Annotated in this window: 19 protein-coding genes; 13 read left to right on the top strand and 6 right to left on the bottom strand. The window is 69.9% G+C overall.

From position 1 onward, the window contains the following. Window positions 1–17 precede the first annotated feature (17 nt). On the top strand, window positions 18–581 hold the full coding sequence (locus DVW87_RS03010; RefSeq protein ID WP_239017728.1) for a CAP domain-containing protein: 564 nt from the start codon (window positions 18–20) through the stop codon (window positions 579–581). A 4-nt stretch (window positions 582–585) separates the two neighbouring features. Here the strand turns inward: DVW87_RS03010 and DVW87_RS03005 are convergent, their stop codons facing one another. The 3 genes from DVW87_RS03005 to rph form a co-directional block, all read right to left on the bottom strand. Continuing rightward, window positions 586–2,217: a phospholipase D family protein gene (locus DVW87_RS03005; protein WP_114686268.1), complete on the bottom strand. Its 1,632-nt coding sequence runs from the start codon at window positions 2,215–2,217 to the stop codon at window positions 586–588. 61 nt (window positions 2,218–2,278) lie between these two features. After that, window positions 2,279–2,932, bottom strand: a complete 654-nt coding sequence (gene rdgB / locus DVW87_RS03000) for an RdgB/HAM1 family non-canonical purine NTP pyrophosphatase (RefSeq protein WP_275402068.1) — start codon at window positions 2,930–2,932, stop codon at window positions 2,279–2,281. Then, window positions 2,929–3,645, bottom strand: a complete 717-nt coding sequence (rph, locus tag DVW87_RS02995; RefSeq protein WP_114686267.1) for a ribonuclease PH — start codon at window positions 3,643–3,645, stop codon at window positions 2,929–2,931. Before rph ends, rdgB begins: the two co-directional genes overlap by 4 nt. An 80-nt stretch (window positions 3,646–3,725) precedes the next feature. Between rph and DVW87_RS02990 the strand changes: the two genes are divergently transcribed. From DVW87_RS02990 to trhO, 6 genes are all read left to right on the top strand, one after another. Then, window positions 3,726–4,196, top strand: coding sequence for a DUF6438 domain-containing protein (locus tag DVW87_RS02990; RefSeq protein WP_114686266.1), 471 nt, complete (start codon window positions 3,726–3,728; stop codon window positions 4,194–4,196). 73 nt (window positions 4,197–4,269) lie between these two features. Beyond that, entirely contained in the window at window positions 4,270–5,313 is a 1,044-nt protein-coding gene (hrcA, locus tag DVW87_RS02985; protein ID WP_114686265.1) for a heat-inducible transcriptional repressor HrcA, read from the top strand. A gap of 19 nt (window positions 5,314–5,332) precedes the next feature. After that, the gene (gene grpE / locus DVW87_RS02980) at window positions 5,333–5,884 is read left to right on the top strand and encodes a nucleotide exchange factor GrpE (RefSeq protein ID WP_114686264.1); all 552 of its coding nucleotides are present in this window, start codon (window positions 5,333–5,335) and stop codon (window positions 5,882–5,884) included. A gap of 3 nt (window positions 5,885–5,887) precedes the next feature. Further along, the gene (locus DVW87_RS02975; RefSeq protein WP_114686263.1) at window positions 5,888–6,997 is read left to right on the top strand and encodes a hypothetical protein; all 1,110 of its coding nucleotides are present in this window, start codon (window positions 5,888–5,890) and stop codon (window positions 6,995–6,997) included. Window positions 6,998–7,040: 43 nt separating this feature from the next. Further along, window positions 7,041–8,267, top strand: coding sequence for a threonine synthase (locus DVW87_RS02970; RefSeq protein WP_114686262.1), 1,227 nt, complete (start codon window positions 7,041–7,043; stop codon window positions 8,265–8,267). Continuing rightward, complete coding sequence (gene trhO / locus DVW87_RS02965; RefSeq protein ID WP_114686261.1) at window positions 8,264–9,190, top strand: oxygen-dependent tRNA uridine(34) hydroxylase TrhO; 927 nt, start codon at window positions 8,264–8,266, stop codon at window positions 9,188–9,190. The genes DVW87_RS02970 and trhO overlap by 4 nt, the downstream gene beginning before the upstream one ends. Window positions 9,191–9,365: 175 nt before the next feature. Here the strand turns inward: trhO and DVW87_RS02960 are convergent, their stop codons facing one another. Together DVW87_RS02960 and DVW87_RS02955 are read right to left on the bottom strand one after the other, a co-directional pair. After that, window positions 9,366–9,821, bottom strand: a complete 456-nt coding sequence (locus DVW87_RS02960; RefSeq protein ID WP_114686260.1) for a vgr related protein — start codon at window positions 9,819–9,821, stop codon at window positions 9,366–9,368. After that, complete coding sequence (locus tag DVW87_RS02955) at window positions 9,818–10,255, bottom strand: copper chaperone PCu(A)C (RefSeq protein WP_239017727.1); 438 nt, start codon at window positions 10,253–10,255, stop codon at window positions 9,818–9,820. The genes DVW87_RS02960 and DVW87_RS02955 overlap by 4 nt, the downstream gene beginning before the upstream one ends. 178 nt (window positions 10,256–10,433) lie before the next feature. On the opposite strand from DVW87_RS02955, the gene dnaK reads away from it, so the two are divergent. Together dnaK and dnaJ are read left to right on the top strand one after the other, a co-directional pair. After that, complete coding sequence (dnaK, locus tag DVW87_RS02950; protein WP_114686258.1) at window positions 10,434–12,332, top strand: molecular chaperone DnaK; 1,899 nt, start codon at window positions 10,434–10,436, stop codon at window positions 12,330–12,332. A 65-nt stretch (window positions 12,333–12,397) separates the two neighbouring features. Next, window positions 12,398–13,531, top strand: a complete 1,134-nt coding sequence (gene dnaJ, locus DVW87_RS02945; RefSeq protein WP_114686257.1) for a molecular chaperone DnaJ — start codon at window positions 12,398–12,400, stop codon at window positions 13,529–13,531. Window positions 13,532–14,125: 594 nt separating this feature from the next. Here the strand turns inward: dnaJ and DVW87_RS02940 are convergent. Next, complete coding sequence (locus tag DVW87_RS02940) at window positions 14,126–14,419, bottom strand: hypothetical protein (protein ID WP_114686256.1); 294 nt, start codon at window positions 14,417–14,419, stop codon at window positions 14,126–14,128. 189 nt (window positions 14,420–14,608) lie between these two features. On the opposite strand from DVW87_RS02940, the gene DVW87_RS02935 reads away from it, so the two are divergent. The 4 genes from DVW87_RS02935 to DVW87_RS02920 are packed head-to-tail and all read left to right on the top strand — an operon-like array spanning window position 14,609 to window position 19,883. Beyond that, complete coding sequence (locus DVW87_RS02935; RefSeq protein ID WP_114686255.1) at window positions 14,609–16,099, top strand: DUF1800 domain-containing protein; 1,491 nt, start codon at window positions 14,609–14,611, stop codon at window positions 16,097–16,099. Window positions 16,100–16,103: 4 nt separating this feature from the next. Further along, entirely contained in the window at window positions 16,104–17,255 is a 1,152-nt protein-coding gene (locus DVW87_RS02930) for a DUF1501 domain-containing protein (RefSeq protein ID WP_114686254.1), read from the top strand. 44 nt (window positions 17,256–17,299) lie between these two features. Further along, a complete protein-coding gene (locus DVW87_RS02925) occupies window positions 17,300–19,120 on the top strand; it encodes a glycoside hydrolase family 35 protein (protein WP_239017726.1) in 1,821 nt (606 codons plus the stop codon). A gap of 40 nt (window positions 19,121–19,160) precedes the next feature. Next, complete coding sequence (locus DVW87_RS02920; protein WP_114686252.1) at window positions 19,161–19,883, top strand: hypothetical protein; 723 nt, start codon at window positions 19,161–19,163, stop codon at window positions 19,881–19,883. The last annotated feature ends 23 nt before the right edge of the window (window positions 19,884–19,906 follow it).

Genomic DNA, 19,906 nt, shown 5'->3' with positions numbered 1-19,906 from the left:
CGCATATGAGGGCTGCCATGACGAAACGCCATGTTCTTGCGCTCGCCCCGCTGCTTGCCCTCCTGCCGGCCGGCTGCTCCTCCGGCCCGCCGCGCGTGGTGGAGGCCAGGCCCAGCCAGGAGCCGGCCGCACGGGGCAGCGCGCTGCTGCGAGACGCGATGCTGACCGGCCACAATCGCGCGCGGGCGATCGTCGGGGTGCCGCCGCTCGCCTGGGACGACACGCTCGCCGCGCATGCTCGCGCCTATGCGGAGGAGATGGCGCGCACCGGCCGCTTCCAGCATGCCGAGCAGCCGCAAGGGCCGGGCCGGGAAGGCGAGAACCTCTTCACCGGCACGCGCGGCGCCTACAGCTATGCCGAGATGGTGCAGCTGTGGGTGGACGAGCAGAAGTCGTTCGTGAACGAGGTCACGCCCAATTTCAGCCGCACGGGCAACTGGCGCGACGTCGGCCATTACACGCAGATCGTGTGGCGCACCTCGCGCGCGGTCGGCTGTGCGCTCGCCGGCGGGCCGCGCGACGATTACCTGGTGTGCCGCTACAGCCCGCCGGGCAACGTGGTGGGCCAGCGCGCCTTCTGACGCCTCACAGCAGCCACTGGATCGGCAGCGCGGCAGCAACCCGCACCAGCAGGTGATCGAGCGGCGACATGCCCGGTTCCCGCACCTGCGCCTTGCCACCGGGAGCATGCCAGCAAAGCGTGCCGTCCGCGTCGCGCGCCACCCGGTAGCTGTGTTCCGGTATCACCGTGTCGAACGCGTCGGCGACACCGCTCGCAAGCGTCGGGCTTTCGATCAAGAAGCCCAGTTCGGTGTTGAGGTCGATCGAGCGCGGATCGAAGTTGAACGAGCCGATGAACAGCCGCTCGCGATCTACGGTGAAGGTCTTGGCATGCAGCGTGGACGCGCCCGAACGCAGCGCCGCAACCGATCCGGTGCCGGAGCCGCGCAGCTTGCTGCCCACGCCCAGCCGGCTGCCGCGCCGCCGCTCCCGTGCCGAAGGGCCGCTCGCCTCGGCGCACAGCTCGAACAGGCGCACGCCCGCGGCGAGCAGGGCGGGCCGGTAGGGGGCATAGCCGGCATGGACCACCGCCACGTCGTTGGTGGCATACGCGTTGGTCAGCACGGACACGGCAACGCCCCGGCGCGCGAGATCGGACAGCATCTGCGTTCCGCGGTCGCCCGGCACGAAATAGCCGGCAATCACGCCGATCTCGCGTTGCGGCGTGCCGATCGCCTGTTCCAGCTTGCCCGCCAGCAGCCCCGACGGCTCCGCCAGACCCTGCGCCTTGGCGGGATCGTCGGACAGCATCCGCACCTTCGCCCATTCCAGCGACAGGGTGCCGGCGACGAGCTGCTCCACCAGCGGGAGCTCCTTCACCCGCTCCACATAGCGCCGCGCGGACGCGTCCCGCTCGACAACGGAGGCGCGGTGGGCCAGCCGGCGGCGCTGCCGCTCGCGGCGGGTGAGCTTCGGCAGCAACCGCGACGCGCGGCAGGCGGAGGCCGAGCGCCAATAGACGTCGAACCCGGCGGACACGTCGCGCACCACCGGCCCGACCGCCATCACGTCCAGGTCGGCGAACAGCCCGGCATCGCCCGCGCCGAAATATTCGTCGCCGATGTTGCGGCCGCCGACGATGGTCACCGCGCCGTCGGCGACGAAGCTCTTGTTGTGCATGCGCCGGTTCAGCCGCTGAAAGTCGGCAACGTAGCCGATCGACTTGGGGAAGCGGATGCGGAAGGGGTTGAACAGCCGCACCTCGATGTTCGGGTGCTCGTCCAGCCCGGCGAGGACGGGGTCGAGCCCCGCGATGCCGTTGTCGTCCAGGAGCAGGCGGACCTGCACGCCGCGCCCGGCGGCCTGGTGAATCGCTTCCAGCAGGAGCGTGCCCGTGCGATCGCCGTGCCAGATATAATATTGCAGATCGAGGCTGCGCTCGGCCCGGCGCACGAGCAGCATGCGCGCGGCAAAGGCGTCCAGCGGGTCGGACAGCAGGTGCAGCCCCGACAGGTCCGGATGTTCGGCAAGATGCGGCGCGATGCCCTTGCCGAGCGCAGTGGCACCCGGATCGTCAAAGGCGGGCGCGGGCGTGCCCGGCTCGGGTTCGGGAAGGCGGCTGGCCCAGCGCAACAGGGCGAGCGCCGCGACGGAGGCGCCGATGCCGGCGGCCCATCGGCCCGCCGGGGAGGAGGGCAGGAGCTTTCGCGCGTCCATCGTCACCCCGCTCGTTGTGTTGACCCGCCCGGCGAAACCCGGCCGCGGCGGCGGGGTTCCCTCAGAACACCGCCGACACGAGCTGGCGGAAGGCGTCGGCACGGTGGCTGATCGCGTGCTTTTCCTCCGGCGGCAGCTCGGCATAGGTCTGGTCGCGGCCCAGCGGCACGAAAACGGGATCGTAGCCGAAGCCCACCGTGCCGCGCGGCGGCCAGGTGAGCGTGCCTTCGCTGCGTCCTTCGAACCATTCCACATGCCCGTCCGGCCAGGCGAGCGCGAGCACGCAGACGAAATGCGCGTCCCGGCCGACCTCCGGGCCCTTGGCGGCAAGCGCGTCCTCCACCTTGCGCATGGCCAGGTTCCAGTCGCGCGAGCCGTCCGCGGTTTCCGCCCAGTTGGCGGTGTAGACGCCGGGATCGCCGTTCAGCGCGTCCATGCACAAGCCGCTGTCGTCGGCCAGCGCCGGCAGGCCGGACAGGTCGGCCGCCGAGCGCGCCTTCAGCTCGGCATTGGCGACAAAGGTGGTGCCGTTCTCCACCGGCTCCGGCAGGTCCAGCTCCTTGGCCGAAACCGGCTCGATGCCGAAGGGCGCGAGCAGCGCGCGGATCTCGCGCACCTTGCCTTCATTGTGGCTGGCGATGACGAGCTTGCCGGGGGCGAGCTTGCGGATCGCCTGCGGGGCGTCGCCCCCGATCCCCTCGTCGGGGCCGCTCACTTCGCCACGGCCTTTGCCTGCGCGGCAAAGATCTCGCCGCAGCCGATGCGCGCGAGGCGCAGCAGGCGGAGCAGTGCCTCCTCGTCATAGGTCGCGCCTTCGGCGGTCGCCTGCGCCTCGGCAATGTTGCCGTTTTCCAGCAGCACGAAATTGGCATCGGCATCGGCCGCCGAGTCCTCGATGTAATCGAGGTCGAGCACCGGCGTTCCCTGGTGGATGCCGCAGCTCACCGCCGCCACCTTCTGCGTCAGCGGGTCGGCGGTCAGCTTGCCCTCCGCCAAAAGCCCGTCGATCGCGAGGCGCAGCGCCACCCAGGCGCCGGAGATGGACGCGGTGCGCGTGCCGCCATCGGCCTGGATCACGTCGCAGTCGAGCGTGATCTGCCGCTCGCCCAGCATCTTGAGGTCGGTGACGGCGCGCAGGGAACGGCCGATCAGCCGCTGGATCTCCTGGGTACGGCCGGATTGCTTGCCCTTGGCGGCTTCACGGCTGTTGCGGGTGTTGGTGGCGCGCGGGAGCATGCCGTATTCGGCCGTCACCCAGCCTTCGCCACGCCCACGCAGGAAGGGCGGCACGCGCTCCTCGACGGAGGCGGTGACCAGCACCTTGGTGTCGCCGAAACCGATCAGCACCGATCCTTCGGCGTGCTTGGTGAAGCGGGGCTCGATGGTGATTGCCCGCATCTGATCGGGGGCGCGGCCGCTGGGGCGCATTCAACTCTCCTCAAGGTTCGTGTTGGCAGGCGTTAGCGAGGAGGCCGGCGATCCGCCAGCCTCATAAGGGAGCTCTGCCTGTGTCCATCCTTCTTGCCGCGCTGGCGCTTGCCGGCGTGAACGCGCCGGAGACCATCACCTACGAGACGGGCCGCTGCTTTGGCTCCTGCCCGGTGTACAAGGTCAGCGTCTCGGCGGATGGGCAAGGGACGTTCGAGGGCAGGATGTTCACCGCGGCCACCGGCGTGCGGCATTTCCGCGTGAGCAAGCGGCAATATGTCGCCTTTCGCCGGCGCCTGATCGCCAGCCGTCCGGTCGGCACCGTGCGCCTGACGCCGGACAATCCTGCCTGCGGCCCGGCGCCCACCGACATGCCGACGACGGAGATCGGCTGGTCGGGGGGCGGCCGCAAGCCCGCACACCTGTCGCTCTACATGGGCTGCGGCGGCCCCAAGGCGCAGCGCATGCGCGAGACGATCCGCAGCGCGCCCGAGGCGCTGCCGATCGCCGCGTTCATCGGCGATCGCTCGGCGTTCATCGGCAAGCGCTGAATTCCGGCCGATCGATGCGGCGGGAGGGATGGGCGGGGATGACGGACGGCGGGCGGCGGCCTAGATAAGGGTCATGCCCGCTCCTCCCGTCACCGACCTGACCGATCGCGCCCGCGACGTGTTCCGCGTGGTGGTGGAAAGCTACATCGCCAGCGGGTCGCCGGTGGGCTCGCGCACCATTGCGCAGCGATCGGGGCTGAACCTGTCGCCGGCCTCCATCCGCAACGTCATGCAGGATTTGGAGGAAGCCGGCCTGCTCGCCGCGCCGCACACCAGCGCCGGGCGCCTGCCGACCGAAACCGGCCTGCGCCTGTTCGTCGACGGCATGATGCACGCGCTGGAGCCCTCGGCGGAGGAGCGCGCGGCGATCGAGGCGCGAGCGGGCCGCGCCGGGCCGGTGGAGGAGGCGCTTGCCGCCACCACGCTTGCCCTGTCCGGCCTGTCGGCTTGTGCCGGGCTCGTCATGGTGCCCAAGCGCGAGATCGTGCTGCGCCAGCTGGGCTTCGTACGCTTGTCGCCGGACCGGGCGCTGGCCGTGCTGGTGGCCGACGACGGCTCGGTGGAGAACCGGCTGCTCGACCTGCCGCCGGGCATGACGGCCGACGCGCTGACCGAAGCGGGCAATTACCTGACCGCCATGCTGTCCGGCCGCACGCTGACGGAGGCACGCCAGCGCATCGAGCGCGAACTGGCGGATGGGCGCGCCGCGCTCGACGCCGCGGCCCGCGCGCTGATCGAACAGGGGCTGGCGGTGTGGAGCGAGGATGGCGAGCGCCGCCCGGTGCTGATCGTGCGCGGGCAGGGCCGACTGATCGATGCCGCCGCCGCCGAGGATCTGGAGCGCGTGCGCGACCTGCTCGACGATCTCGAAGGCAAGCAGGAGGTGGCCCGCCTGCTGGACAGCGCCGCCGCCGGCGATTCCACCCGCATCTTCATCGGCGCGGAGAACAAGCTGTTCGCGCTGTCCGGCTCGTCCGTGATCGCGCGGCCGTTTCATGGCAGCGACGGCCGGGTGGTCGGCGTGGTGGGCGTGATCGGCCCCACGCGGTTGAACTATGCGCGCGTCGTGCCCATGGTGGATTTCACTGCCGCGACACTCGCGCGGCTCATGTCCTGAGAAGAAACACGGGGAACCGATGACCGAAGAAACGAGCGGCACCGAAACCGCCACCGAAAACCTGCGCGAAGAAACCGCGGAAGCCGCGCCCGAGGTGGCCGAGCATGACCGCACGGCCGAGCTGGAGAACCAGCTGGCGGAGGCCAAGCAGCAGGTGCTGTATGCGCAGGCCGACATCCAGAACATGCGCCGCCGCGCCGAAAAGGAAGCCAGCGACGCGCGCGCCTATGCCGCGACCAGCTTCGCGCGCGACGTGCTGTCGGTGGCGGACAATCTGGAGCGCGCGCTGGCGGCGATCCCCGCCGAGCTGCGCGAGGACGAGAAGTTCAAGGGCCTGGTCGTCGGTCTGGAAGCGACCGGCCGCGAGCTGGCCGCGGTGTTTGGCCGCAACGGCATCACCAAGCTGTCGGCGATGGGCGAAAAGCTCGATCCGAACAAGCACCAGGCGATGATGGAAATGCCCAGCGACCAGGAAGCGGGCACCATCGTGCAGGAGATGCAGTCCGGCTACATGATCAAGGACCGGCTGCTGCGCCCGGCGCTGGTGGCCGTGGCGAAGAAGCCGGACTGACCGGTGGCGGGAGCGCTCGCGGTTCTGGCCACGGCGCTCCTGGCCGGGTCCGCCCAGCCGGCCTCGGCAGGCGATCGGGCGCCGGAGCCGGCATGGGCCGGCGTGTGGCAGGGACAGGTGGGCTCGCTGCCCGTTCGCGCCTGCCTTGCCCGGGACGGCCTGGGCGGCGGTTTCGGCAGCTATTATTATCTGTCCAGGCTGCGCCCGATCCGGCTGGAGCAGGCAGGCGGCTCGCGGGTGTGGGCGGAAAAGGCGGACCGGCCGCAGGGGACCGCCGGGCCGAGCTGGACCTTTGCGACGGTCGGCCCGCGGCTGCTGGCGGGAAGCTGGCGATACGGGGCGCGGCGACTGCCCTTCCGTTTGACGCGGCTTGCCGCCGGAGACGAGGAGCCGTGCGCCGGCGTGGCGTTCAACGGCCCGCGGCTGCGCTTTCTTCGCGTTGCATCCACCCCGGCCAGGCTGGCTGGCGAGAGCTACACGCGGCTGACCTTCGACGCTGGTCCGGCCTTTCCCGACGTGAAGCTGGAAAGCTTCGCCCTTACGGGAACGGACGCCGCCTCGGTGCGGATCAACGCCCGGCTGCGGGAGCTGATGCCGGCAAGCGCGACCGGCAGCGACTGGTACGGTTGCATCACCGGCGCGCTCGCCTCGCCGAGCGGCGGAGGCGATTACGAGGCGCGGGTAACGCCCACGCTGATCACGCCGCGCTGGCTCGCCGCCACCGAATTGGTCGGCTATTATTGCGGCGGGGCGCATCCGGACGGCACCAACAGCTCGCTCGTCTTTGATCGCACCACCGGCCGCGAAGTCGATCTGCACGGCTGGCTCGCGCCGGGCGCGATCGACCGACGGGATCATGGCGTGGCGCTCCGCTCCGCCTTTCGGGACTTCCTGCTTGCCCGCGCCGGCGAGCTGGAGGCGGAATGCCGCGAGACGCTGAACACCGCCGAGTTCTGGGACATCGGCCTGTCGCGCGCCGGCCTGAGCTTCACCCCGGAACTGCCGCATGTGGTGGCGGCCTGCGCCAACCCCGTGGCGGTACCCTGGGCACCGCTGTCGCCGTGGCTGGGCGCGGCCGGCAAGGCGGGCGCCGCTACGCTCGCCGGGCGCTGACACGGGCTTGGCGGCGGGCGCGATTGGCGGCATGGCTGGCGCCATGAACCTCAATCTCACCACCGATCGCCCGACTTTCGTCACGCATCTGGAATGCTCGATGAGCGGCGAGCGCTACGAGGCGGACCAGCTGCATGGCCTGTCGCGTGTCGGCCGACCGCTGCTGGTCCGCTACGATCTGGAGGCGGTGAAGGCGAACCTGCCGCGCCGCCTGCTGGAAAGCCGCGCGACGGACCTGTGGCGCTGGCGGGAGTTGCTGCCGGTGCGTCGCACCGACAGCATCGTCAGCCTGGGCGAGATCGAGACGCCGCTGATCCCGATCCCGAAGTCGGGCGGCGGCGGCAACGTGCTGGTCAAGGACGAAGGCCGCCTGCCGACCGGCAGCTTCAAGGCGCGCGGGCTCGTCATGGCCGTCGCCATGGCCCGCGAACTGGGCGTGACGAAGATCGCCATGCCGACCAACGGCAATGCCGGCGCGGCGCTGGCCGCCTATGCCAGCCGCTGCGGCATCGAGACGATCGTGTTCTGCCCGGAGGACACGCCGGAAGTGAACGTGCGCGAGATCGCGATGCAGGGCGCGCGCGTGTACCGCGTGAACGGCCTGATCGACGATTGCGGCGCCATCGTGGGGAAGGGCGCGGCGGAAGGACGCTGGTTCGATTTCTCCACCCTGAAGGAGCCGTACCGGATCGAGGGCAAGAAGACGATGGGGCTGGAGCTGGCCGCGCAGCTCGGCTGGACGCTGCCCGATGCGATCTTTTACCCCACCGGCGGCGGCACCGGCCTCATCGGCATGTGGAAGGCGTTCGACGAGCTGGAGCAGCTCGGCTGGATCGGCTCCGAACGCCCGCGCATGTATGCGGTGCAGGCCAGCGGCTGCGCGCCGATCGTCCGCGCGTTCGAGGAAGGCCAGGAACATGCCGAGCGTTGGGAGGACGCGCACACCGTCGCCGCCGGCATTCGCGTGCCGCGCGCGGTGGGCGACTTCCTGATCCTGCGCGCGGTGCGGGAAAGCGGCGGCAAGGCGGTGGGCGTCGGCGACCCGGCGATCCTTGCCGCGGTGGACGATTGCGCGCGGCGCGACGGCCTGCTGCTGTGTCCGGAAGGCGGCGCGACGCTGGCCGCGTATCGCGAGGCGCTGCGTACCGGCGAGGTGGACGAGGACGAGCAGGTGGTGCTGTTCAACTGCGCGACCGGCCTCAAATACCCGATGCCCGAGGCGCCGAACTGGCTCGACCGCCACGGGCCGATCGACTTCGACGCGCTGTGAGCGAGGCGCTTCAGGTCGCCGCGCTGTATCGCTTCGCGCGGTTCGACGATCCGGCGGCGTTGCGCGGGCCGCTGCTCGCCTTGTGCCGCGAGCGGGGCGTGAAGGGCACGCTGCTGCTGGCGGGCGAGGGGATCAACGGCACGATCGCCGGCGCCCGGCCTGCGATCGAGGCGGTGCTGGCGCACGTCCGCGCGCTGCCCGGCTGCGCCGACCTGTCGGTGAAGTTCTCCGCTGCGGACGCCCCGCCGTTCCGCCGCATGAAGGTGCGGGTGAAGCGCGAAATCGTGACCATGGGCGTGCCGGGGGTCGATCCGCTGGCGATCGTCGGCACCTATGTGGCGCCGGCCGAGTGGAACGCGCTGATCGCCGATCCGGAAACGCTGCTGATCGACACGCGCAACGATTACGAAGTGGCGATCGGCAGCTTTGCCGGCGCGGTGGACCCGAAGACCGAGAGCTTTCGCGACTTCCCCGCCTGGTTCCGCGACCATCGCGAGGAACTGGTTGCCGGCAAGCGCCGGGTGGCGATGTTCTGCACCGGGGGCATCCGCTGCGAGAAGTCCACCGCCTTTCTGAAGGGCGAGGGCGTCGAGGACGTGTTCCACCTGGACGGCGGCATCCTCAAATATCTGGAAACGGTCGAACAGCACGACAGCCGCTGGCAGGGCGAATGCTTCGTGTTCGACGAGCGGGTGGCGGTCGGCCACCGGCTGTCGCCCGGCACGCACACGCTGTGCCGCGCCTGCCAGCGGCCGCTCGGCGAGGCGGAGCGCGCCTCGCCGCTCTACCGCGAGGGCGTGAGTTGCCCGTCCTGTCACGCCCGGCGCAGCGACGAACAGCGCGCCCGCTATGCCGAACGGCACCGGCAGCAATTGCTCGCAGAGGCACGGGGGCAGGAGCATGTCGGTGCGGCGCTGGATTAGAGCTGCCCTTCATCCCTGAAATGCGCCGTGCCCCCGCGAAAGCGGGGGTCCAGAGCCACAAGACATGCCGCCGGCGGCGCTGGGTTCCCGCTTCCGCGGGAACACGCTTCGGGTGGGGCAGCTCGTAGCTTAAGGGTCGACAGTCTCCGGCAGTCGCGGGGGGCGCTTTGCCCCGTCACCCGCCCTGGAACGGCAGAATGCCCTCATACGTCGCCAGCGGCGGTGCTCCCACCACCTTCGCCCCGCGGCGGAGCAGAAAGGTGTGCCGCACGATCTCCGCCTGCTGCTCGATGCCGTAGCGCTTCAGCGTCCAGCCGGGATGCACCGCATAGCCGTAGCGGCAGAAGGGATGGCGCGCGAGCGGCAGGAAGATGCCGCGCTGATGCTGCCAGACATGCGTCATTTCGTGCAGGAACAGCCCCTGGTCGGCCAGGCCGCAGGTCGCGAAATCGTCGCGGTAGAGCGAGCCCCTGGGATGGAAATGGATGCATCCGCGCGGCGCCATCGCGACCTCGCGCGGCTGGAAGAACGCCCATTTCCGGTCTGATATGCTCGCCCCCGCATAATCGATGGCGTCCCCGAATATCGTCCGGGCAAGCGCGATCTCGCCGGCGGTGAGCGGGCGCGTCACTCGGTGCCGGGCGCCGGATCGCCCGCGCCGATCACCGGCAGGCGGCGTTGCAGCCGCTGGCCGTTGGCGAAGGTGAAGCTGAACAGCATGCGATAGCCCGGCTTCACCCCCGGATTGACGTTGAACAGCATCACGTGGCGGCCGCCCGGCTTGAACTCCAGCGTGCCGTTTGCCGAGACGGGCACGTCCTGCAACGGCTTCATGGACGACATTCCGCCCGCATTCGTCCTGCTTTCGTGCATCTCGCTGCGGATCACCGCCTCGCTCGTCACCGTGATGAGGCGCGTCGCGCTCGGCCCGTTCTGGATCGTGAAATAGGCGGCGGCCGGGTTGCGCGGCACCGCGGACAGGCGGACATAGCCGCCCGTCACCTCCAGCTGCCTGGGCGCCTCCGCGCAGCCGGCAACGGCGGCGATCATCGTCAGGGGTATCAACGCGCGCAACCACCTTCTCCCACAACGGGAAACCACAAGCGGTTCCCTACGCACGTGAAAATCTTGCGGCAAGCGCAAGCCCTCCTATATCGCCTCCGTAACAGGCGTCCGGCCGCCTCTCGTGAGGGGCTCGGGGGCTTTCGGATGAACATTCGTTGATGGGGGCCGTAGAGGACCAATGGCAAAAGTAATCGGTATCGACCTGGGCACGACCAACAGCTGCGTTTCCGTGATGGAAGGCGGCAGCCCCAAGGTGATCGAGAATGCGGAAGGTGCGCGCACCACGCCGTCGATCGTCGCCTTCGCGAAGGATGGCGAGCGCCTGATCGGCCAGCCCGCCAAGCGCCAGGCGGTGACCAACCCGGACAACACCGTGTTTGCGGTGAAGCGCCTGATCGGGCGCCGTTTCGACGATCCGATCACCAAGAAGGACACCGAGCTGGTGCCGTACCACATCGTGCGCGGCCAGAATGGCGACGCGTGGGTGCAGGCCGGCGGCAAGGACTATTCGCCATCGCAGATCTCGGCCTTCACGCTTCAGAAGATGAAGGAAACCGCCGAGGCCTATCTCGGCGAGACGGTGACCCAGGCGGTCATCACCGTGCCGGCATACTTCAACGACGCACAGCGCCAGGCGACTAAGGACGCGGGCCAGATCGCGGGCCTCGAAGTGCTGCGCATCATCAACGAGCCGACGGCGGCGGCGCTCGCCTACGGCCTCGACAAGGACAACAACAAGACCATCGCGGTTTATGACCTTGGCGGCGGCACGTTCGACATCTCCATCCTGGAGATCGGCGATGGCGTGTTCGAGGTGAAGGCCACCAACGGCGACACGTTCCTGGGCGGCGAGGACTTCGACAACAAGCTCCTGAACTTCCTGGCATCGGACTTCCAGAAGGCCGAGGGCATCGACCTCACCAAGGACAAGCTGGCGCTACAGCGGCTGAAGGAAGCCGCCGAGAAGGCGAAGATCGAGCTCAGCTCGGCGCAGTCGACCGAAGTGAACCTGCCCTTCATCACCGCCGACCAGAACGGCCCGAAGCACCTGGTCAAGTCGATCACCCGCGCCGATCTGGAGCGTCTGGTCGATGACCTGATCCAGCGCACGCTGGAGCCGTGCAAGAAGGCGCTGGCCGATGCCGGCGTGAAGGCGGCGGACATCAGCGAAGTGGTGCTGGTGGGCGGCATGACCCGCATGCCCAAGGTGCGCGACGTCGTGAAGTCGTTCTTCGGCAAGGAGCCGCACACCGGCGTGAACCCGGACGAGGTGGTCGCCATGGGCGCGGCCATCCAGGCCGGCGTGCTGCAGGGTGACGTGAAGGACGTGCTGCTGCTCGACGTGACCCCGCTGAGCCTCGGCATCGAGACGCTGGGCGGCGTGTTCACCCGCATGATCGACCGCAACACCACGATCCCGACCAAGAAGGCGCAGACCTACTCGACCGCGGACGACAACCAGCAGGCGGTGACGATCCGCGTGTTCCAGGGCGAGCGCGAGATGGCGGCGGACAACAAGCTGCTCGGCCAGTTCGATCTGGTCGGCATCCCGCCGGCGCCGCGCGGCGTGCCGCAGATCGAGGTGACGTTCGACATCGACGCCAACGGCCTCGTCAACGTGTCCGCCAAGGACAAGGGCACCGGCAAGGAGCAGCAGATCCGCATCCAGGCCTCGGGCGGTCTGTCGGACAACGACATCGAGCAGATGGTGCGCGATGCCGAGAAGTTCGCCGACGAGGACAAGAAGCGGCGCGAAGGCGCGGAGGCGAAGAACAACGCCGAATCGCTGATCCACACCACTGAGAAGCAGCTCGCCGAGAACGGCGACAAGGTGGATGCGAGCCTCAAGTCCGAGATCGAGGCGGCCATTGCCGAGGCGAAGACCGCGGTTGAGTCCAACGACGCCGAGGCGATGAAGGACAAGGCCAACGCGCTGGCGCAGGTGGCCATGAAGCTCGGCCAGGCGATCTACGAGAAGCAGGCCCAGTCCGAGGCGTCGCCTGCCGCGGGCAGCGAGGCCGGCGGCGAAGACGTGGTCGACGCCGAGTTCTCCGACGTCGACGACAACAAGGCGTAAGGGGTGCGAGCCGCCCGTCCTTCGATTGGTGAAGGGCGGGCGGCTCTTGCCTGCGCGGGGATCGCATGACCGAAGTCGATTATTACGAGCTGCTCGAATGCGAGCGCACCGCGGACGATGCGACGATCAAGTCGTCCTATCGCAAGCTGGCGATGAAATTTCACCCGGACCGCAATGCCGGGTGCAAGGACTCCGAGGCGAAGTTCAAGGCCATCAGCGAGGCCTATGACTGCCTGAAGGATCCGCAGAAGCGCGCGGCCTATGATCGCTTCGGCCATGCCGCATTCAAGAACGGCGGGGCCGGCGGCGGGCGCGGAGCGGGCTTCGGCGATGCCTCGGCCTTCAGCGACATTTTCGAGGACATCTTCGGCGAGTTCATGGGCGGCCAGCGCGGCGGCGGCGGTGGCCGTTCCAGCCCGCGGCGCGGCGCGGACCTGCGCTACGACATGGAAATCACGCTGGAAGATGCGTTCCATGGTCGCGAGGAGCAGATCACGGTGGACGTGTCCGCCGCCTGCGACACCTGCGAGGGCTCCGGCGCGACCCCCGGCACGAGCGTGAAGCGGTGCACCACCTGCGGCGGCCACGGCAAGGTGCGCGCGCAGCAGGGCTTCTTCGTGGTCGAGCGCACCTGCCCGACCTGCCACGGCGCGGGCGAGATGATCGCCGACCCGTGCACGGCCTGCCGCGGCGAGGGCCGCGTAGACAAGACCAAGACGCTCACCGTCAACGTGCCGCCCGGGGTGGACGAGGGCACGCGCATCCGTCTTGCCGGCGAAGGCGAGGCGGGCCTGCGCGGCGCGCCGGCGGGTGACCTCTACATCTTCCTGCACGTGCAGCGGCACAGCATCTTCACGCGCGAAGGCACGACCTTGTTCGCCACTGCGCCGATCAGCTTCACTACCGCCGCATTGGGCGGGACGATCGACATTCCCGGCCCGGATGGCGAGCTGTACCCGGTGAAGATCGCGCCGGGCACCCAGTCGGGTCGCGAGGTGCGCCAGCGCGGCGCCGGCATGCCGGTGCTGCAGGGCCGCGGGCGTGGCGATCTGGTCATCCGCGTGGACGTGGAAACGCCGACCCGTCTCACCGCCCGCCAGCGCGAGTTGCTGGAAGCGTTTCGCGAGACCGAAACCGGCGAGGAATGCCCGCAGACCAGCGGCTTCTTCCAGAAGGTGAAAACCGCGTTCGGGGCATAAGCCGGACGGGAGCATGAGGCAACGCGAGCGCCTTGTGCCGCCCGGCCGACGCGGCGGCGGGCATCGTGCCACGGGAGGGCGCTTCGTTGGAAGGCCGCCACGCCGCTTGATCTCATCGCCAGCCGCGCCTGTCTCGCCCGCGCCGCTGATCGGCCTTCCTTCGAGTTTGCGCGCGCCTTGGGCGACGGGGCGGGGTCGGGCCAGGCGGGGCGAGCGTTGTGAGCGAGGGCGTGTGCAGGCGCGCCACGATCCGGGCGGCCGCTGGACGCTGAAGCCCGGCGATCGGATTGTCGCCGCCGAGCGCACTCCCTTCAAAGCGGGAACAACGCGCGCGAGCCATGAGCGGCTCGGTTCCGCGCCTGCCTTCCGGCCGGCAAATTCCGCCACCTTCTACCCGGTTTGGAGCGGAAGCAGGTGGCTTGATGCGTCCTGGCTCAATCGCACCGCCACGCACGACCGCTTCCACAGCGTCTGGCGACCGGCAGGAACGGGGCCATCCTCGTTCTCGCTGAACGTCGTGCCTCGCATGCCGCCACGAAAAAGGCGGCCGCGACTTGCGCCGCGACCGCCTCGAACTATTCGAACCTGCCGAGCTTAGCGCGCGGCAACCGTGATTGCTGCGGTGCCGCGAGCCGATTCCACGCGGAAGGCGACCGGGGTGCCGCCCGAACGGCCGGTCACATAATCGCCACGACGCACCAGGCGGAACGCGCTGCCCGACGGGAAGCGGCGGCCCTGGTAAACGGTCGCGCCCTGCTTGTCGGTGACGGTGTAGACGTAGGTCTGACCTTCATGCTTGAAGCTCTGCTTCTCCGCGGTACGCGCGTAGACGGCGACGGGAGCGAGCAGGCTGAGCGTGACGGCAGCGGCGGCGAGGAACTTCTTCATGGTCGATCCCTTCGATGCTGGAGGATGACCGGTTGCCCGATCTCAATCTTGTGCACCTGCGATATTGCAGTGCAGCATGAGCCTCAAACGCATTGTGATCGAGTCCAGTTGCAGAAATTGCATGCGGGAACCGCCAGCCGGCATACTTCTGCGACAAACCGGGCGTAAGCGGTCAGCAGGAGAGAGCCGATGGTGACTGCCAGTATCGCCCTCAACCGCTTCGGCCTGGGCGCCCGTCCCGACGAGCCCGTGCCCGGCGATCCGAAGCGATGGTTGCTCGACCAGTTCGCCGCCTACCAGCCGCGTCCGCCGGCGCTGGCCGGACTGGCCGGCACCGTGCAGATCGCCGGCCAGCTTGCCGCCTTCTACGATCGCCAGGCACGATTGCGGCAGGAAGCGGGGCCGCGCGGCCGGCGCGCTACCGCTGCCGTGCCGGCGGAAACGACGCCACCGTCACTCCCCGGCACCGCGCAGCCGCCGCCCGCGCCGGCCAGGGATGCGCTTCAGCAAAGCCGCCAGATCGCGCAGCAGCAGATGCGCGGCCATTATCTCGCCGCCGTTGGCGCGCGCACCGCCGCCGCGCTCGTCACCCCCGCGCCGTTTGCGGAACGGCTGGTGCATTTCTGGGCCAATCACTTCGCCGTTTCCGCCGACAAGCTGGAACTGACGGGGCTCGCCGGCGCGTTCGAGGCCGAGGCGATCCGCCCGCATGTCTTCGGCCGCTTCGCCAACATGCTGAACGCCGTGGAGCGGCACCCGGCGATGCTCGTCTATCTCGATCAGGCGCAATCGGTGGGGCCGGACAGCGCCTATGGCCGGCAGGTCGCCGCGCGCGGGCGTCGCACGGTGGGCCTCAACGAGAATCTCGCGCGCGAGATCCTGGAGCTGCACACGCTGGGCGTTCGCACCGGCTATGCGCAGGGCGACGTCACCGAGTTCGCCCGCGCGATGACCGGCTGGACGGTGGCCGGGCTGCGCCGGGGATTGCCGGGCCGGGCCAACGTCGCGGAGCTGGCCCCCGGAACCTTCGTCTTTGCGGCGGCGCTGCACCAGCCGGGCGCGCGCACGGTGCTGGGCAGGGCCTATCCGGAAGGCGGCGTGGAGCAGGCGCAGGCCGTGCTGGACACGCTGGCCGTCCATCCCGCCACCGCGGCGCATGTCGCCACCAAGCTCGCGCGCCACTTTGCCGGCGACACCCCGCCGCCGGCGATGATCGAGCGCCTGCGCGCCGCATTCCTGAAGTCCGGGGGCGATCTGCCGACCGTGTACCGGGCATTGATCGACTCGCCCGAGGCGTGGGCGCCGGCACCGGCGAAGTTCCGCACACCCTGGGAATGGTCGCTCGCCGCCTATCGCGCGCTCGGGCTCCGACAGGTGCAGCCGCAGGCCGCCGTGGGGCTCCTGAACCAGCTCGGGCAGGCGACGTGGCGGCCGGGCCAGCCGGTCGGCTATGAGGACACGGCCGGCAGCTGGGCCGGGCCGGACGCGCTGATGCGCCGGGTGGAGGCGGCCGAGCGCTTCGCCACCCGCGCCGGCGCGGCGCTGGATGCGCGCACGCTGGCGCCCAGGCTCTTTCCGGCCGCGCTGTCGCCCGCCACGGCGCAGGCCATCGCCCGCGCCGAGAGCCCCGGCCAGGGGCTGTCCCTGCTGCTCGTCGCCCCTGAATTCCTGCGGAGATGACATCATGATCGACCGCCGCACCCTGATCCGCTCCGGCGCCGCCGGGCTCGCCGCGCTGGGCCTTGCGCCCCGGCTGGCCTTTGCCCGCGCGGAAACCGACAAGCGCTTCGTTTTCATCATCCAGCGCGGCGCGGCCGATGGCCTGCACACGCTCGCGCCGGTCGGCGACCCGGCCTTTGCGTCCTTGCGCGGCGATTTCGCGCAGGACTTTGCGAGCGCGCCGAAGCTCGACGCCACCTTTGCGCTGCATCCCTCGCTGGCCACCGTGGCCGAGCTGTACGGACAGAAACAGGCGCTGTTCGCCCATGCCGTCGCCTCGCCCTATCGCGACCGCTCGCATTTCGACGGGCAGAACGTGCTCGAATCCGGCGGCGCCTCCGCCTACCAGCTAAAGGACGGCTGGCTGAACCGCATGCTGGGCGTGCTGCCCTCGGGCGAGGCGAAGGCGATCGCCGTTTCCGCCACCATCCCGATGGCGATGCGCGGGCGCCGCGACGTTTCCTCCTATGCGCCCTCCGCGCTGCCGCAGGCGTCGGACGATCTGCTGTCGCGCGTGTCCCTGCTCTACCAGGGCGACAGCCAGCTGCATGGGCTGTGGAGCGAGGCGCTGGAAACGCGCCAGCTCACCAGCGACCTGGCCGCCGACAACGGCCGCAACGCCGCCGCCACCGGCGCGCTGACCGCCCGCCTGCTGGCGCCCGCGGACGGCGCGCGCATCGCCATGATCGAGACAGGCGGGTGGGACACGCATTCGGGCGAGCGTGGCCGGCTGGCGGCGCAGCTCAAGGGCCTGGACGCGCTGGTCGGCGCGCTGAAGAGCGGCATGGGGCCGGCCTGGGCGGACACGATGGTGCTGGTCGCCACCGAATTCGGGCGCACCGCCGCGGTGAACGGCACCGGCGGCACCGATCACGGCACCGCCTCGGCCGCGATGCTGATGGGCGGCGGCGTGAGGGGCGGGCGGGTGCTGGCCGACTGGCCCGGCGTCGCTCCCGCCCAGCTATACGAGAACCGCGATCTCAGGCCTACGACGCAGCTCGACGCGTTCATCGCCGGCGCGGTCTCCAGCCATTTCGGCGTCGAGCCGGGCCGCACGATGGCGACGCTGTTCCCGGTAAGCAAGGACACGCCCGCGCTGTCTGGTCTGACAATATAAGCGATGCCATAAGCGGTCCCGCAACGAGCGGGAGAGAGATGGTCATGCGCAAGGTTCTGGCGGCCGGCGCCTTGATGCTGCTGACCTCCGCCGCGCCGCCTTCGCACAGCTTCTCGGTACACGGCGCCGACCTCCTGCTCGACGGCAAGCCGTTTCAGATCATCTCCGGCGAGCTGCACTATCCCCGCATTCCGCGTGCCTATTGGCGCGACCGCCTGCTCAAGGCGAAGGCGATGGGGCTGAACACCGTGACCACCTACGTCTTCTGGAACCTGCACGAGCCGCGGCCCGGCGTGTACGATTTCGCCGGCCAGAACGACGTGGCGGCGTTCCTCCGCGAGGCGCAGGGCGTCGGCCTGCACGTGATCCTGCGCCCCGGGCCGTACGTCTGCGCGGAATGGGAGCTGGGCGGCTATCCCGCCTGGCTGCTGAAGGATCGCACCTTGCACCTGCGCTCGGCCGATCCGCGCTACACCGCGGCGGTGGAGCGCTGGCTGCTGCGGCTCGGAAAGGAGATGAAGCCGCTGCTGGTGCAGAACGGTGGCCCGGTCATCGCCGTGCAGCTGGAGAACGAATATGGCGCGTTCGGCAGCGACCCGGCCTATCTCAAGGGCCTGCGCGCCAGCTACAAGCGCGCGGGGCTTGCCGAGGGCGTGCTGTTCACGTCCAACCAGGCGGGCGATCTCGCCAGGGGCTCGCTGCCCGATCTGCCCTCGGTGGTGAACTTCGGTTCGGGCGGCGCGCGCAACGCCGCCGCCAGGCTGGAGGCGTTCCGCCCGGACGGGCCGCGCATGGTGGGCGAATACTGGGCCGGCTGGTTCGACAAATGGGGCGAGGACCATCACGAAACCAGCGGCGAGAAGGAAGCGGAGGAGCTGAGCTTTCTGCTGAAGCGCGGCTATTCGGTGTCGCTCTACATGGCGCATGGCGGCACCAGCTTCGGCTGGATGAACGGCGCCGACTCGCACAAGGGCACCGATTACCACCCGGACACGACGAGCTACGATTACGATGCGCCGCTGGACGAGGCCGGCAATCCGCGGGCCAAATATGGCCTGATCGCGCGAGCCGTCGCCGACGCGACCGGCCGGCCGCTCGCGCCGACGCCGGCGGCCACACCCGCCCGGCGCTTCCCCGTGTCGCCGATCCGCCGCAGCGCTTCCTTGTGGGACAATCTGCCGCGGCCGGTGCGCGCCGCCCGGCCGCTCACCTTCGAGGAACTGGGCCAGAATTTTGGCTATGTGCTCTACCGGACGACGCTGCCGGCGGGGCAGGGCGGCACCCTGATGCTCAAGGGCATGCACAGCTACGCGCAGGTCTATCTGGATCGACGCCTCGTCGGCACGCTGGACCGGCGCCTAGGCCAGGAAACGGCCGAGCTGCCGCGCCTGCCGCGTGGCGCGACCTTGGACGTGCTGGTCGAGAATACGGGCCGGGTGAACTATTCGAAGGCGATCCGCACCGAACAGGCCGGGCTGACGGGCGCGGTGACGCTGGCCGGCGCGCCGGTTGCCGACTGGCGGATGTTTTCGCTGCCGATGGACGACCCGTCCCGGCTGCGCTTCAAGGCGCAAGGCTGCACCGGGCCGTGCTTCTTTCAGGCGGAGCTGACCGTGGATCGCCCGGCGGACACGTGGCTGGACACGCGCGGGCTGCACAAGGGGCAGCTCTGGCTCGGCGCGCGCAATCTCGGCCGCTTCTGGTCGATCGGGCCCGCCTTCACGCTCTACGCGCCGGCGCCATGGCTCCGGGCGGGCCGGAACACGATCACCTTCTTCGATCTGAGCGGCGAGGCGGGCGAACGGCTCGACACCATGGCGCGGCCGATCTTCGGCAAGGTCACCAACGTACGCGAGGCGCAATGACCGGCGGGAGCATTGACCGCGATCAGCCGTTCTCGCCGTCATGAACCGCCTCGCCCTCCTGCCGCTGCTCGCCCTCGCCGGCTGCAACCCGTCGCCGCAATCGACAGCCCCCCAGCCGTCGCCAAGTCCCGCGAGGGTCGCTCCCACGCCGGTCGCGGCTTCCTCGCCGGCGGCCCCCGCTTCGGCGCCGCTGCGCAAGCTGTCCTGCGCGCAGGAGATCGGCGCCGCGGCCGCTGCCGAACGGGTGAAGGTGTGCCGCAACGTCTCGCCGGCGACGCACCCGCCGTGCAACGCCGCCAACAGCTGCGCACTGATCGAGGACGAGATCGCGCGCTCCTGCGCCCTGTTCGACGGCAAGGGCGAGGCGATGCCCGGCTGCACCCCGGCGCCCACCAGCGCCGCCGCCGCGGCGGCGGTAGTGCGCCGCTATTATCCCGCGCTCAACGCCCGCGATTTCGGCACCGCCTGGCAGAGCTGGGGCGATGACGGCCCGCCCGGCCAGCCGCTGGAGCTGTTCGAGGCCGGCTTCAGCCGCACCCGCTCCACGCAGGTGACGATCGGCACGCTGCCGCCCAGCGAAGGGGCGGCCGGATCGATCTACCAGGCGGTGCCGGTGCAGGTGGACGCTACCCTGACGAACGGTGTTCGCCAGCATTTCACCGGCACCTACACCGTGCGGCGCGTCAACAACGTGGACGGCGCCACGACCGACCAGCTGCGTTGGCATATCGACGGCGCCAGTTTGCGGCCGGTCGCGCGCTGAGCTTGACGGTGTCGGCGTCCTGC

The organism is Sphingomonas aracearum (genome assembly GCF_003345355.1).
Classification (GTDB): Bacteria; Pseudomonadota; Alphaproteobacteria; order Sphingomonadales; family Sphingomonadaceae; genus Sphingomonas; species Sphingomonas aracearum.
This window is presented reverse-complemented; position numbering and strand designations above follow the sequence as displayed.